Origin of the sequence: Shewanella sp. SP1S1-7, from assembly GCF_031932105.1 — a bacterium.
GTDB lineage: Bacteria > Pseudomonadota > Gammaproteobacteria > Enterobacterales > Shewanellaceae > Shewanella > Shewanella baltica.
Genome location: NZ_JAUOEU010000019.1, coordinates 1 through 15,553 on the forward strand (window position 1 = coordinate 1; position 15,553 = coordinate 15,553).

14 protein-coding genes are annotated in these 15,553 nt (G+C 45.7%); 8 read left to right on the plus strand and 6 right to left on the minus strand.

What is annotated here, in order from left to right; translation table 11 throughout:
- Window positions 1-60 precede the first annotated feature (60 nt).
- The 3 genes from cctA to Q4Q49_RS14670 form a co-directional block, all read right to left on the minus strand.
- Window positions 61-411, minus strand: a complete 351-nt coding sequence (cctA, locus tag Q4Q49_RS14660; protein ID WP_006081299.1) for a tetraheme c-type cytochrome CctA — start codon at window positions 409-411, stop codon at window positions 61-63.
- Between the two features lie 517 nt (window positions 412-928).
- Window positions 929-2,011, minus strand: coding sequence for an AI-2E family transporter (locus tag Q4Q49_RS14665; protein ID WP_311991284.1), 1,083 nt, complete (start codon window positions 2,009-2,011; stop codon window positions 929-931).
- Between the two features lie 221 nt (window positions 2,012-2,232).
- On the minus strand, window positions 2,233-2,466 hold the full coding sequence (locus Q4Q49_RS14670) for a sulfurtransferase TusA family protein (RefSeq protein ID WP_259521421.1): 234 nt from the start codon (window positions 2,464-2,466) through the stop codon (window positions 2,233-2,235).
- Between the two features lie 112 nt (window positions 2,467-2,578).
- Between Q4Q49_RS14670 and Q4Q49_RS14675 the strand changes: the two genes are divergently transcribed.
- From Q4Q49_RS14675 to Q4Q49_RS14690, 4 genes are all read left to right on the plus strand, one after another.
- Window positions 2,579-4,048 (plus strand): M48 family metalloprotease, encoded by a 1,470-nt coding sequence (locus Q4Q49_RS14675; RefSeq protein ID WP_107947137.1) that lies wholly within the window; start codon window positions 2,579-2,581, stop codon window positions 4,046-4,048.
- 128 nt (window positions 4,049-4,176) lie between these two features.
- A complete protein-coding gene (arsC, locus tag Q4Q49_RS14680; RefSeq protein ID WP_106650269.1) occupies window positions 4,177-4,527 on the plus strand; it encodes an arsenate reductase (glutaredoxin) in 351 nt (116 codons plus the stop codon).
- 47 nt (window positions 4,528-4,574) lie between these two features.
- The gene (locus Q4Q49_RS14685; protein WP_261273036.1) at window positions 4,575-4,949 is read left to right on the plus strand and encodes a DUF2069 domain-containing protein; all 375 of its coding nucleotides are present in this window, start codon (window positions 4,575-4,577) and stop codon (window positions 4,947-4,949) included.
- A 297-nt stretch (window positions 4,950-5,246) separates the two neighbouring features.
- Window positions 5,247-7,202, plus strand: a complete 1,956-nt coding sequence (locus Q4Q49_RS14690; RefSeq protein WP_311999693.1) for a hypothetical protein — start codon at window positions 5,247-5,249, stop codon at window positions 7,200-7,202.
- A gap of 153 nt (window positions 7,203-7,355) precedes the next feature.
- Here Q4Q49_RS14690 and hda read toward each other — a convergent pair whose 3' ends face one another.
- Both hda and Q4Q49_RS14700 read right to left on the minus strand, forming a co-directional pair.
- On the minus strand, window positions 7,356-8,066 hold the full coding sequence (gene hda, locus Q4Q49_RS14695; protein WP_006081292.1) for a DnaA inactivator Hda: 711 nt from the start codon (window positions 8,064-8,066) through the stop codon (window positions 7,356-7,358).
- A 67-nt stretch (window positions 8,067-8,133) separates the two neighbouring features.
- Window positions 8,134-9,225, minus strand: a complete 1,092-nt coding sequence (locus tag Q4Q49_RS14700; protein WP_311999694.1) for a DUF2066 domain-containing protein — start codon at window positions 9,223-9,225, stop codon at window positions 8,134-8,136.
- 216 nt (window positions 9,226-9,441) lie between these two features.
- On the opposite strand from Q4Q49_RS14700, the gene Q4Q49_RS14705 reads away from it, so the two are divergent.
- Complete coding sequence (locus Q4Q49_RS14705; RefSeq protein ID WP_311999696.1) at window positions 9,442-10,692, plus strand: uracil-xanthine permease family protein; 1,251 nt, start codon at window positions 9,442-9,444, stop codon at window positions 10,690-10,692.
- 155 nt (window positions 10,693-10,847) lie between these two features.
- Here the strand turns inward: Q4Q49_RS14705 and grxD are convergent, their stop codons facing one another.
- Window positions 10,848-11,180, minus strand: coding sequence for a Grx4 family monothiol glutaredoxin (gene grxD, locus Q4Q49_RS14710; RefSeq protein WP_011846572.1), 333 nt, complete (start codon window positions 11,178-11,180; stop codon window positions 10,848-10,850).
- A 224-nt stretch (window positions 11,181-11,404) separates the two neighbouring features.
- On the opposite strand from grxD, the gene sodB reads away from it, so the two are divergent.
- From sodB to Q4Q49_RS14725, 3 genes are all read left to right on the plus strand, one after another.
- Window positions 11,405-11,989: a superoxide dismutase [Fe] gene (gene sodB, locus Q4Q49_RS14715; protein WP_028760317.1), complete on the plus strand. Its 585-nt coding sequence runs from the start codon at window positions 11,405-11,407 to the stop codon at window positions 11,987-11,989.
- Window positions 11,990-12,275: 286 nt separating this feature from the next.
- A complete protein-coding gene (locus Q4Q49_RS14720) occupies window positions 12,276-14,210 on the plus strand; it encodes a PrkA family serine protein kinase (RefSeq protein ID WP_006081287.1) in 1,935 nt (644 codons plus the stop codon).
- Between the two features lie 66 nt (window positions 14,211-14,276).
- On the plus strand, window positions 14,277-15,545 hold the full coding sequence (locus tag Q4Q49_RS14725; protein ID WP_063883574.1) for a YeaH/YhbH family protein: 1,269 nt from the start codon (window positions 14,277-14,279) through the stop codon (window positions 15,543-15,545).
- Window positions 15,546-15,553: the final 8 nt, after the last annotated feature.

Below are 15,553 nucleotides of genomic sequence, written 5' to 3' on the forward strand. Positions count from 1 at the left end.
TTTGCTGGCGTTATTTGTTTAGACTTGAAGGCTCACGCCAACGTTTCTAATATTTTTTGATTATTTTTTCAGAATAGTCGCAGGTGTACGGCCATCATCATGGCAGCTTTCACAGGTAGGTTTTTCACCTACATTCATATCATGCACCGCATGACAATCTGCACAGACTAAATTGCCGTCATGTGGTTTATGCACAGCGTCCATCTCAGCAAGAGAACCGTGACAGCTTTGGCACTGTTCAAATTCAAAGGCACCATCCGCAGAAGGTGTACCATCTTTATGACAGCTTTCACATCCACCCGACTCAGCGTGGAAATCAGACAATTTTTGATCTGCAGCAAATGCGGTTGGCGACAGCGCTAACGCTGCGAGACTAGCCCCGAAAAGCGCACTTAATAGTTTTTTGCTCACAATAGTATCCTCCAATGGCGATTGTCAGTGGAAATTCTTGTCAGGGTGACTTCCATCTCGCAACCAAAAGTAAATAGCACGACTCGATATAACTTAGCTAAGGATGAACGAATAAGCAAACCCATGCTAAGCCCCCCAACTTTATCAACATACTCAAGGGTAAAATGTGCGCTGCATCATGTAACCACATGCTTATATAAGAGTTTTACATATACCTAACCTAGAGGTTACATAATGTAAATCCCTAGAGCGACTAAGGACAAAATAAAAAGCCTGAATTAGACAATATGGGCTCTATTCAAGGAACTTGAAGACAAATGACAAACCCGAAGGCAATAACGCTAAACAGGAAATACAGCGAGAGATTGATGAATATGTATAATGGAGACGAAACGTGGCGCCTATATATGTGCCTAAATGTGCGCCTGAACGCCCTACTCGTCTCTGGCATTGAAGTTCCATGACAGAACTCAATGCTCACAAGGACAAGCTAAGCAAACCGTTCAGCGAGTCGTCATCAACTCGCATCGAGTCCATGGAGAGTTTCAACCTCGGTTTTAGGCCAAGCGTTAATCACGGCTTTGACCAGCGAGGCCAATGGAATAGCAAAGAATACCCCCCACACACCCCATAAACCGCCAAAGACTAACACCGCGGCTATGATGATCACCGGATGCAAATCCACCGCATCGGAGAACAAAATCGGCACGAGTAAATTACCGTCGAGCGCCTGAATAATGCCGTAACCCAACATCAAATAACCAAATTCAGAACTAAAACCCCACTGAAAAAATGCCACTAAGGTGATCGGCAAGGTGACTAAGGTTGCACCAACATAGGGGATCAATACCGACAACCCAGTTAGCACCCCGAGCAACACTGAATATCTCAGTCCCATTACGGCAAACAAGATATAGGTTGCGACGCCAACCACCACGATTTCAATCACTTTACCCCGAATGTAATTGAAAATTTGCTGATGCATTTCAAACCACACTTTGCGAGCTAACTGGCGATTGGCGGGGAAAAAGCGCTTACTGCCGCTGATCAGTTGGTCTTTATCCTTTAAAAAGAAAAACACCAACAGAGGCACTAAAATCGCGTATACCATCAAGACGAGTAATGACGCTGAATAGCCAATTAATTGCTTAGCAATATCCAGTACATGCTGAGTATCGAGCAGTTTTTTAAGCTCTGCGACCATCAAATCTAATTGCTCAGGATTGATAAATTGCGGGTATTGGTTGATCAAGGTTTGTAGCGTCAGCAGCCCTTTATCTATCATGCTCGGCAAATCGGCAATTAAGCTCACGCCTTGACGCCACACACTCGGAATTAAGCCAAATGTCAGTAAGACCACAATGCCCAAAAACAACACGATAACTAAGGACGCACCAGCGGTGCGATTAATGCCTAATTTCAGCATTTGCGCAACGGGCCATTCCAATAAAAATGCCAACACCAGCGCGACTAATAAGGGGGCAAGTAAACCTGCGGCAAAATAAATCACTAACGCGAACCCAACAAGAATAGCCATTAAGGTCACAGCTTGTGGATCACTAAAGCGCTCTTGATACCAACGAGAAAAAACAGTAAACATGGATCATTCCAATAGTGATGGTTGGCTAGGCTTCCCAAACGCTCAGGAAAGTTTATTTATCATGGTGTTATCTACGACGTTACTCAAACTACTTTCACTTCAACTTGTTAGCTGAACGGAAATCTTACGCCCAGCTAGCAAACTCATTTGGTGAACTTATCTAGCGTGCACATTAAATTAGGTCACGACTCGGAAAGGATTTAAACATGAAAATCCTCAATTTATCTCTGAGATAGATCAACTTTGGTGACCATCAAGGCTAACAGACTCACATCATTACGCAACTCTTGCACGATATGACCTTGTTTTTTTAAATATTGGGGAACATCTCGCCGCGAACCTGAGTCTGAGAGTAAGATATGCAATTGCTCGCCGTCTCGCATTGGCTTCAATACAAGTTTCACTTTAACTAAAGGCACAGGACAGCGAAATAGCGTTAAATCAATAAAAATCATAATGAACTTGCTATAGACGAACTTGGGCTATTATCCTAAGTTGCACCTCAAACTACAAGCTAAGTGCAGTATCTCTGCCTTTAGTTGAGATAATTAGAAATAAAGGATCCGCTTGCGTAACTTGACTTTTTTGACTCGATTAAAACCTTTTGTTGCAGGCGCATTCTCTTTGATGCTGCTAACCTTAGCCGCCAAAAGCTTTGCTAACAATGACTTACCGGATTTAGGTACGGCCGCAGTTAACACCTTCAGCCTTGAAAAAGAAATGGTTTACGGTGATGCCTATATGCGCATCATTCGCTCCTCAGCGCCGATGTTAAATGATCCTGTGTTGAGTCAGTACCTTACAGAACTTGGCAACAAACTGGTCGCCCATGCCACAGGGGTAAAAACGCCCTTCTATTTCTTCTTGTTACAAAATGATGAAATCAACGCCTTCGCCTTCTTCGGCGGCCATGTTGCTGTGCACACTGGCTTATTTCTCAATGCCGATAACGAAAGCGAACTCGCCTCAGTACTCGGCCACGAAATTACCCACGTTACCCAACGTCACCTTGCGCGTTCGCTCGAAGCACAACAAAAGAGCAATCCTGCGACAATTGCGGGTTTACTCGGTGCTATTTTATTAACCATTGCCGTACCACAAGCCGGTATGGCTGCACTGGCGACGACCCAAGCGATGGCAACACAATCAAAAATCAACTATACCCGTTTGCACGAGAAAGAAGCCGACCGCATCGGTATGCAAATTTTGGTGGATGCAGGCTTTGATCCCAACGCTGCAGCGGATTTCTTTGGCAAGTTAGCCACTCGTTACCGCTTTACCACCACACCGCCACAAATGCTGCTAACTCACCCATTACCAGAGTCGCGGATCACTGAAGCCCGTAACCGCGCCGAGCAATATCCTAAGCGTTATATTCCCGATAACCTGAACTTCCAGCTGGCGAAAGCTCGTATTCAAGTCCGTTTTTCCAGTTATAGCGACGAAGCGGTTTTGAGCATGTTTGACAAGCAACTAAACAAACAGACCTACAGCTTTAAAGAGGCGGCGCTCTATGGCAAAGCGCTGGCGTTATTTAGATTGAAGAAGTTTGATGAGTCGGAAAAAATCGTCGATGAACTGTTAAAAATTGATGATAACAACCTGTTTTATATCGATACTAAAGCCGACTTATTGACCGAACGTAAGGACTACGCAAAGGCGATTGCTATGCTTGAAGCCCAGCGAAAAATGAAGCCAACATCGCAAGTGATTAACGCCAACTTAGCCAATATTTACATCGAAGCTGACCAAGCCCCTAAGGCTATTCCTTTATTGGAGGACATGATATTCCTCGATAAACAAAATCAGCTGCCCTACCAATTACTGAGCGCTGTTTATAAAAAAACAGGCAATCAGGCGTTAGAATATTTTTCTACCGCTGAGCTCATGGCTTTGGGAGCTAATTATAAGGGCGCTATCGATCAGCTAAACTTTGCCTACCGTGCATCTGAAAGTAATCCCTTACAGCTTGCACGTATTGAAGCCCGCATACGCCAGTTCAAAATGGCCGATAAGGAGATGGAAGCGCTTAAGTAATCAGTTGTTTTACAAATTGATTTAACTTCATTACCCATTTATACGCCCCGAACACACTGACGGGGCGTTGTTTTTTCTGTTATCATCCGCTCCATTGTTATTTCAGCCCGTATTGAGCCTCTAGCACTATGACCCAAGCGACGATTTACCATAACCCACGTTGTTCAAAAAGCCGTGAAACCTTAGCTCTACTTGAGCAACAAGGTTGTGACATTACCCTAGTGGAATACTTGAAAACGCCTCCTACGGCTGAAGTCATTGGCGACATTCTGACAAAATTAGGCATCAGTGCTCGCGAATTAATGCGCACCAAAGAAACGGAATATCAAGCCTTGGGGCTTGCCGACACCTCATTGACTGAGCAGCAATTGATTGAAGCCATGGTGAACACGCCTAAACTCATCGAACGGCCAATTGTGCTCGCCAATCAACGCGCTGCCATCGGCCGTCCTCCAGAGAATGTGCTCGCTATTCTTTAATTATGATTTTTATAAAATCGCTTTAATTTTAATTCTTAGGTAGACATATGACGTCCAACACCTTATTTACTCTTAGCCGTTTAGGTTACTTTGCGCTCGCCCTGCTATTAGGCGGCTGGTTTGTTGGTCAGGGTATTAGCGGTGAATATACTCTGCTATTTAGCCTCTTATGGATAGTGCCATTGTTACTGCCTGCAAAAGGGGTTTTCCAAGGTAATCCATATACTTATGCTTGGGCGAGTTTTATTCTGTGCCTCTATATGCTGCATGGGCTGACGCTGCTTTATGTCACTACCGATGCCTTCGCCTTTGCATTAATCGAAGTATTGTTGATTGGTGTGCTGCTGATTGCCTTCCCCTTCTACGCTCGGATCCGTGGTCGAGAACTGGGATTAGGCCTGAAGAAAAAATCCAAAGAATAAGCCATTGCATACAATGTGATTTCAGCGCCGTCTTGCCTTACTAGGTTTGACGGCATTTTTAAATCGCAACGCCAAACTCAGCTAAAGATCTGCGTTCAAATACCCTCTTCATCCTCAGTTCAATGCACAGTTAATCGAACAACTAAATCGCATGAAAATTAACAATTAACATACTTGTAGCGACTTTTTGCAACTTAACCCCCGTGCTATAGTCAGTTTTTCATCGTGGAGTATTGATGTCCCGCGAGTCACAAAAAGCCTGATTGCACCGCTGAGTTAACATGGGAGAATGTTGTAATGGGGATATCGATACCACTGAAACTTTTAGGATTAATAACCTGCTCTAGCCTACTTATGGCGTGCGGAGGCGGTGGAGACAGCAACACAGATAATGGCGGAGTCACGCCCCCCTCTAGCTCGTTGCCACGCTGCACAGAAAGCATTTCGCCGCTTCTTGTTACCACATCATCCTCAATCCGTTTTCAAACTGAGCCGACGTATGTGGCAGGTCAATCCAGTGCCATCATTGCCAACATCCTTAATCGCGATAGCCAAAACTTAACCTTTCGCTGGCAGCAAATCGATGGGCCGAACATACAATTAGTCAGTCAAAACAGTCCTGTATTAGCATTCGATGCTCCTACCGCTGGCGACTACCGTTTTAGCTTGCATGTGACGGGAAGTAATCTAGATGTCAGCGGAGAAATCGGCATTAATGTCGACCCCGCATCGTCGGCTATACTGAACGTTCGCCAAGATCACCAAGTGGTTGAAGGCAACAGTGTCAGCTTAAGGCTCGGACAACAATCAGGATTAAGTGCTGCGAATATCTCTTGGTGCGTAGCGTCTGGCCCGGATTTAATGGTCGATTTGAGCGACCCATTTAGACCTTTATTTACCGCGCCAACCGTCGCCCAAGATACAATCACTCGGCTCAAAGTGAACGCCAGCATCAACGGTAATCCACTCAGTGATGATGCTTTTGTGCTAACAACCGCCGCGCCGGCGATCAGCTCGCAGTATTTCGATACTCCAGTGGCGCGCACCCACGCCTATCGTCCAGCCTCGCCTTACGCTAATGTACTAGCGGGCTGTGTTTACTCTAATCAGCTTAATGATAGTTGCACTATCAATACCTTACCCTTGATAGGCCAGACCTCAAGCGATCTAAATCGCGAGACCATTCTTAATCGTGTACTGGTTTCCCACGACTGGATGGGCGATAACTTTGCCGCCTTTTTAGCTCAGATGGACCCCAACAGCGATTTTGCTCGCCTGTTACAATCCGTCACGGCCGTGGTGATTAGCTATGACGTGCGCCCTTCCTTCTATTGGGTCGTTACAGGAGCGATTTATCTCGATCCCGACGATTTATGGCTTACGCCAAGCCAGCGTGACACAATTAATGAAGCGCCGGATTACCGCAGTAATTTCGGTGATGATCTTAACTTTGTGATGCCTTGGCGTTATGTGAAAGACAATCAATATGCGTCACTTGGCGTACCTATCACCGTCAGAGCAGACCGCACGTTAGCGCAAATCAATCCCGATCTAGCCTCATTGCTGTATCACGAGCTTGCCCATGCCAATGACTTCTTCCCCCGCAGCGTACATGCCTCACTCACAGGGCCAAGACTGCTAGATGATTACAGTCGCCGCAATGCCAACAAGAGCCTGATATCCGATCAAGTCAGCAACAGTTATCCATTAATGAGTGATGAAATGATGGGACTTGCCAATGTCCGTTTCCTCAGCGCAGCGGCGAATAATGTGCAAAAAGCCTATCAACCATCGGATGTGAGCACTTTCTTTTCTACCGATATCGCCAGTGACTTCTATGCCTATTCCAGCACCCGTGAAGACACGGCTATGCTGTTTGAAGAAGCCATGATGAGTTATCGCTATCAAATATTACGTGATGTCGCCGTCACCAATAAGCCTGCGGTGTTAACCGCTGATACGCTGATTATTGACTGGGGACAAAGAGGTAGAATTGCACAAGACAGCCTAGAGAATCGCGCTGCACTGGTGATTGATGAAATTCTGCCAGAGCTTGATGGCATCAGTCTGATTGAAAGTCTGCCCGAACCGATTGCCATGATCCAAGGTCAAAGCTGGCGTCAAACGCTCGCTATATCACCTACGAATGCACAGCTCAAAGGCCAAAACAATGCTCCAGCACGTGATGCAGAACCACGCTTTGAGCCTGAACTTCGCTTAAGTGGCGACCGTCACCGACATCCTCAGCAATAGAGTGTTTAAGCTTTAAATAAACAAAAAGCCCGTCTGCATTCAGCATGACGGGCTTTTGATTGTTAGGTATTAGGTTTTTTACATTTTCTAGCGTTTACATCGCTCAAGGCTAATTCAAAACCACTCAAACCGTGTCTCTAACCAATCATACTTTTATAGATGCAGCATCTCTTTGGCAAAGGGAATAGTGAGCTTGCGCTGATGCACTAATGAGGCTTTATCTAACTTATCCAATACATCGAACAAGGTACGTAAATCCCGCGCCATTCGGTTCAACAAAAAACGCCCAACGTCTTCTGGTAATTGCAGACCACGCATGGCAGCGCGGCGTTGCAGAGCGGCAAGCTTTTCATCATCAGCCATAGGTTGCAGTTGATAATTCAACCCCCACTGCATGCGTGAAACGAGATCCGGTAACAGGAAACCCGCGTCCGCAGGAGACGAACTGCCACTGACCACTAAGGCACAATTTTTATGTTCGGCTACGCGGTTGTAGAGATCAAAAATCGCTTCTTCCCAGACGGGGTGACCGGCGATGGCATCGACATCATCGATACAGACTAAATCTAACTGTTCTAGTCCTTCAAGCAATGCGGTCGAAATGCTCGCATGTATGCCTAAGGGAATATAAAAGCTGCGACGCTCAACTTCGTTGGCGTGAGCACAAGCGGCGTGCATTAAATGAGTTCGACCCGATTTAACTGGGCCCCACAAATAAATGGCGGCTTCACCCTGTCCTTCGGCATTGGCTCTCAGTTTTTGAATAAGTTCATCATTACCCGCGGCGGGGTAATAACTATTAAAGGTTTCGTCATCTGGCAAATGCACAGGTAACGAGAGTTGCAGAGGTGAGTTTAAGGGCACTCGGTCTTCTCAATATCAAATAAAAACAATGCCGCGCTTAGCATAACTCAGCACGGCCGATAACATCTTAAGGTAAACGCCATTCATATACAGGCTTGCCTATTTGGTTAGAGACAGGGCTAAATTCCCCCGCACTCACAGGTGCGACCACAGAAATCCGCGGCTCTAAGCTTAATAAACGTTGTAAATCCGTTTCTGAGCCAAACAAATCTAACGAGAAGGTCGCGGTATGGCCTTGAATATGCGTTAAAGTGGCATTTTTAATCGCGCTAAGTTGCTTCAAATATTTTTCAACTTCAACTAATTGCGCCATTTTTTGAATATTAACAAAAGTGACACTCGCGCCTTGCTGTGTACCAGTATCTGCAATCGCGTACTTAGTAAAATAGTATTCGCCTAACGCCGCCATCATGGCTTCAATCGCCTGAGTCGAATTTTCAGCAGTGCCGTTGTAGCTGAATAACGGTGGCGTCAAAGAGTCAATGGTGGCCTTAGTATAGAGATTTAAACGATAACGAACTTGACTGCCAGCGGCATCAATCGCCACCAGCGCCAAAAAGTCAGCTTGATAGCGGCCGGAGACACCGGCCACGATATCGGCAAACATACCTTTGATATCGTTAGGGTTAATCCCCATCAACTCATCAAGATCTAAGATAGGCAAAAGTACCGGAATACCACGTGCATCGGAAAAATCACTAAAGAGTTTACGTTCGGCTAACGCAGACGAGTCACCCAATATCACAGTGTCGCCATCACCTGGCATTGCGACCCAAAATAAGGTCAGCGGGCGTTGTGTTCCCCAAACCGGTAATTGCGCCTGACGCAGTAGCGCCACAATGCGACGGTGTTCAAAACTGGCCGTTAACAGTAATTGGCCATTCTGCTCGATATAACCATACTGGCTCAGCAAGGTATCAGGATTACTGAGCTGAGATTGGATCAGACTGTTATCGAGGGATCGCGCCGTGCCAGTGTTCTTGATAATGACTTGCTCAAGTGCACTTTTTAAGGCTTTGTCGCGTTCTGCAACCGCGCGCGAAGACACAGGCACATTGGCCTCATCTAATTTACTCACCTCAACAGCATTGACGCTATTAATCGTGAACAGACAATATAGAAATGCAATTAAGCTCGGCTTCAATAGGAATTTCAGCATCTTTGAGTAGTTGAAGTAACGTCAGATGGGGCAAATTGTACCATAGTTAGCGCCTTAAGCGAGTCTTGGCAAAATTTAGCCCCATTTCAGTGCCAACCATGGCATGGAAAACCCAAACAGTGATCCGAGTCGGCAAAACGGGCGATTTTCTTCTGCTGAAAATCCAACAAACTGATATCATCTGGCGGTTTACCCTAAAATTAACGAGAATAATAAATGAGACGACTCGCTATCCCCCTACAGGGCGCACAAATGCTGTTTGTGGCCTTCGGTGCCCTAGTGTTAATGCCGCTGCTGACAGGACTCGACACTAGTGTGGCATTGTTTACCGCTGGTATCGGTACCCTACTGTTCCAATTGATCACTAAACGCCAAGTGCCTATCTTCCTTGCCTCATCCTTCGCCTTTATTGCCCCCATACTCTATGGCGTGCAGACTTGGGGAATTCCCTCCACCATGGGCGGCATTATGGCCGCGGGCGTGGTCTACGTCATGCTCGGCGCCTTGGTCAAAGTGCGCGGCACCGACTTCATCCATAGGCTGCTACCGCCTGTGGTAGTGGGTCCTGTGATCATTATCATCGGCCTTGGCCTAGCTCCAGTTGCCGTGAATATGGCATTGGGGAAAAGTGGCGATGGTAGCTTGATCCTTGTTGACACCAATACTGCGCTATTTATTTCACTCGCGTCACTCTGTACCACAATAGCAGTGGCAATTTTTGCCAAGGGCTTACTCAAAGTCATGCCGATTTTAGCGGGGATAATTGTGGGCTACGGCTTAAGTCTTGCCTTTGGTATTGTTGACTTTGCCGTGGTGACTGCCGCCAGTTGGATTGCGATTCCTAAATTTGTCGCACCCGAATTTAACTGGCATGCCATCGCCTTTATGATCCCAGTGGCAATAGCTCCGGCGGTTGAACACATAGGTGATATTCTGGCGATATCCAATGTCACAGGTAAAGATTTTATGAAAAAACCAGGCCTACACCGCACACTAACGGGAGACGGTGTCGCCACAATTGCAGCTGCAGCCTTTGGTGGCCCGCCAAACACGACTTACTCAGAAGTCACTGGTGCTGTAACCCTAACGCGCAATTTTGATCCAAAAATTATGACTTGGACCGCCATTACCGCTATCACGTTGGCCTTTGTCGGCAAACTAGGTGCGCTGATGCAAACCATTCCCGTCCCAGTCATGGGCGGTATTATGTGTTTGTTATTCGGCTCAATTGCAGCCGTTGGCCTCAACACCCTTATTCGCAATCATGTGGATTTGTCTGAGCCGCGTAATTTAAGCATTGTCGGAGTCACCTTAGTCTTTGGTATCGGCGGCATGGCATTTGGCATAGGCTCGTTTAGTCTGACCGGTATCAGCTTGTGCGGTATTGTCGCAATTACCATGAACTTATTATTGCCTGCGACCAAGCCTCACGATAAGCACAATGTGTCAGATGTCGCCCCTCACTAATTTTTGCTTGGGGGCTTGAGGAATCACAGTGTTATTGAAGTGTTTGTTGTAGTGGTTTTTTAGCAATAGAACTCTGAAAAGCAGCGACAAAAAAGCCGCCATGATATTAATCATGGCGGCTTTTTCATTCATACTTATAAAATAAGCATTAACGCTTATTCTTCAGTCTTGATCTTAGCGGCAGCGGCTTTAATCAAAGGTTGTAATTCGCCTTTTTGGAACATGTCCACGACGATATCACAGCCACCGATCAACTCACCTTCAATCCACAATTGTGGGAAAGTCGGCCAGTTAGCAAACTTAGGTAATTCTGCGCGAATGTCTGGATGCTGAAGAATATCCACGAATGCAAACTGCTCACCGCAGTTAATCATGATCTGAGCGACCTGTGACGAGAAGCCACAGCTAGGCAACTTTGGAGAACCTTTCATATAAACAATGATAGGGTTTTCCGTGATCTGTTGCTTAATTTTCTCTACTGTTTCCATTTTGATTCCTAAGTAGGATGACATTGACTCAATGCTGCTATTGTACGTCAGCTAGAGGCAGAACAAAATCCCACAGTTTGTAAGGTTATGCCGACATTTGATTTTTCGATGGCGTCTATCTAGTCAATTAGCTAAACAATGATTCACATCACAAATTTTATCGGTACAATAGTCCTAAGTGAGCACGTTTAAAAACGATAACCTAAGACCATGGAGAGATACTAATGGCTTTCGAATTACCCGCATTACCATATGCAAAGAACGCACTAGAACCACACATTTCTCAAGAAACCATTGAATACCACTACGGCAAGCATCACAACACTTATGTTGTTAAGCTAAACGGCTTAATCGAAGGAACGGATTTCGCTGGTAAATCTTTAGAAGATATCATCAAAACTTCTACGGGTGGCGTATTCAATAACGCAGCTCAAGTGTGGAACCACACTTTCTACTGGAACTGCCTAGCACCAAATGCTGGCGGCGAGCCAACTGGCCCAGTTGCTGATGCAATCAATGCTGCTTTCGGTTCATTCGACGCATTTAAAGCACAATTTACTGATTCAGCAGTAAACAACTTCGGTAGCGCGTGGACATGGTTAGTGAAAAAAGCGGATGGCACACTTGCTATCGTTAACACTAGCAATGCTGCAACGCCACTGACTGACAGCACAGTCACGCCAATCATGACAGTTGACGTGTGGGAACACGCTTACTACATCGATTACCGTAACGTGCGTCCAGACTACCTTGCCCACTTCTGGCAATTAGTTAACTGGGACTTCGTTAACCAAAACTTCGCTGGTTAATTCATTTAACCTATCGTTGTTAACTGCCTAAATGAGCAGTGAGTTAATCCCAGTAAAAAGAGCCCTAGTGGCTCTTTTTTTATACCCCTCGTTTGCCGTCCATCCCTTATCCCGCAGATTACCCCGCCGTAAACTACAAGTGCAATAATTGCGTTTGCAACTATTTGTTATTGTTTTATTTGATATTTTTTTGACACAGATAGTGAGTTTATGTCTAAGATTAGAGTAGGAGGCTGGTTAGCCAGTTATCCGTTCCATGACATCACTGGCGTTTCAGGGGGTTTATATGGGCATTTTCGAGCATTACCAAAAGCGCTACGAACAAAAACTCGATGAAGAATATTCTTTGCAAGAGTTTCTGGATATCTGCAAAGGAGATCGCAGCGCTTACATGTCAGCATCTGAGCGACTACTGCTTGCAATCGGTGAAGCAGAAGTCATTGATACCGCAAAAAATCCAACACTTAGCCGTATTTTTTCGAATCGACTTATTTCACGTTATCCCGCATTTAAAGATTTCTTCGGCATGGAAGATGCCATAGAGCAAATCGTGGCTTATCTAAAGCACTCGGCTCAAGGATTAGAAGAATCCAAACAAATTTTATACCTACTGGGCCCAGTGGGCGGCGGTAAGTCATCGCTCGCCGAAAAACTCAAAGCCCTGATGCAGAAAGTGCCCATTTACATTCTGAGCGCAAATGGGGTACGTAGCCCTGTCAACGATCATCCTTTCTGTCTGTTTGATTTAGAAGAAGATGGTCAACTGCTAAAAGATGAATTCAACATTCCCAACCGCTATCTTAAAACCATTATGTCGCCTTGGGCGGTAAAACGTCTGCATGAGTTTGGTGGCGATATCTCTAAATTTCGTGTGGTAAAAGTCTTCCCATCGATTCTGGATCAAGTGGCGATAGCGAAAACTGAACCCGGTGATGAAAACAACCAAGATATTTCCTCCCTCGTCGGTAAAGTGGATATTCGTCAGCTCGAGCATTTCTCCCAAGATGATGCCGATGCTTACGCTTATTCGGGTGCTTTATGCCGCGCCAACCAAGGGGTAATGGAATTCGTTGAGATGTTCAAAGCACCGATTAAAGTGCTGCATCCGCTACTGACTGCAACGCAAGAAGGCAACTATAACGGCACAGAAGGCTTATCGGCCCTGCCCTATAGCGGGATTATTCTGGCTCACTCAAACGAGTCTGAGTGGTCAACCTTCAAAAATAACAAAAACAACGAAGCCTTCCTAGACCGTGTTTACATAGTCAAAGTGCCCTACTGTTTACGGGTCTCAGAAGAACTGCAAATTTATCAAAAACTGCTGATAAACTCTGAGTTATCAAAAGCGCCCTGCGCGCCTGGCACCTTAGAAACCTTAGCGCAATTTAGTGTGCTGTCGCGCATCAAGCCACCTGAAAACTCCTCCACCTACTCTAAGATGCGGGTGTATGACGGTGAAAGCCTAAAAGATACCGATCCTAAGGCTAAGTCTTACCAAGAATACCGTGATTACGCGGGTGTCGATGAAGGCATGAATGGGCTATCCACTCGTTTCGCCTTTAAGATTTTGTCGCGGGTATTTAACTTTGACCATTCAGAGATCGCCGCCAACCCAGTGCATTTATTCTATGTCCTCGAACGGCAAATTGAACAAGAACAGTTCCCCGGCGACACTGCCGAACGCTATCTGGAGTTTCTAAAAGGTTATTTGATCCCTAAATATGTGGAGTTTATCGGTAAAGAAATTCAAACCGCTTACTTAGAGTCTTACTCTGAATACGGCCAAAATATCTTCGACCGCTATGTCACTTACGCCGATTTTTGGATCCAAGATCAAGAATACCGCGATCCAGAAACGGGTCAGCTATTCGACCGCGCCGCCCTCAATGCTGAACTTGAGAAGATTGAGAAGCCCGCGGGGATCAGCAATCCTAAAGATTTCCGTAATGAAATCGTCAACTTTGTGCTGCGCGCCCGCGCGAACCATGAGGGTAATAATCCGCTCTGGACCAGCTACGAGAAACTACGCACTGTGATCGAGAAGAAAATGTTCTCCAACACAGAAGATTTACTGCCTGTGATTTCCTTTAACGCCAAAACATCGAACGACGATCAACGCAAACACGATGATTTCGTCAATCGCATGATGGAGAAAGGCTATACCAAGAAACAAGTCCGACTCTTGTCTGAGTGGTATTTACGGGTTCGTAAATCTTCTTAAACTTGCGCTAACTAAGTACAGGGCTTTGGTGTTGCCAAAGCCTTCGCTGGGTTTTGGGAGGTGCGTATGGCGAACTTTATCGATAGACGGTTGAATGCGAAAGGAAAAAGCACAGTCAACCGCCAACGCTTTATCAATAGATATAAGCAACAAATTAAAAAAGCCGTCAGCGATGCAGTGACTCGCCGCAGCGTAACGGATGTAGATAAAGGCGAAAAAATCAGTATCCCCACTCGGGATATCAGTGAACCTATGTTTCACCAAGGCAAAGGCGGTGTCAGGGACAGAGTGCATCCCGGTAATGACCAATTTACCCGTGGCGATAAAATTGATCGGCCGCCTGGTGGTTCAGGCGGCGGTTCGGGCAAAGGTGAAGCCTCAAACTCGGGCGAAGGCGACGATGATTTTGTGTTCGAAATCTCTAAGGATGAGTATCTAGAATTATTGTTTGAGGACTTAGAACTCCCCAATCTACAAAAAAATCGCCTTAATAAACTGGTGGAATACCAAATCTACCGTGCGGGATTCACCAATGATGGTGTCCCCGCTAACATCAATATTGTCCGTTCATTACGCTCATCACTGGCACGTCGCATTGCGATGTCGGCCAGTAAAAAGAAACTATTAAAAGAGTTAGAACAAGAACTTGCCGAGCTGGAAAATATTCCAGGCACTAAGGCCGAGTTGATTTTGGATTTAAAAGCCCAAATTGAGGAGTTAAAACAAAAGATTGCCAGAGTGCCGTTTATCGATACCTTCGATCTGCGCTTTAATAATTATGCCAAACGAGAAATCCCTTCTAGCCAAGCTGTGATGTTCTGCTTGATGGATGTGTCTGGTTCTATGGATCAGGCAACCAAAGATATGGCAAAACGCTTCTATATCTTGCTGTATCTGTTCCTCACCCGTACCTATAAAAACTTAGAGGTGGTCTATATTCGTCACCATACCCAAGCTAAAGAAGTCGATGAACATGAGTTCTTCTACTCCCAGGAAACGGGTGGCACTATAGTATCGAGTGCATTGAAATTAATGCATGAAATTCAACAAGCCCGCTACCCCGCCGATGAGTGGAATATTTACGCAGCCCAAGCATCCGACGGTGATAACTGGGCCGACGATTCACCTACCTGTAGGCAATTGTTAGAACAAAAAATCTTGCCACTGGTGCGCTACTACAGCTACATCGAAATCACCAATCGCGCCCATCAAACTCTGTGGCGTGAATATGAATCCCTGCAACAGCATTACGACAACATCGCCGTGCAGCATATACGTCAAGCCGAAGATATTTACCCTGTCTTTAGGGAGCTATTCAAGAAACAAGCGGTTTAAGGGGGCAC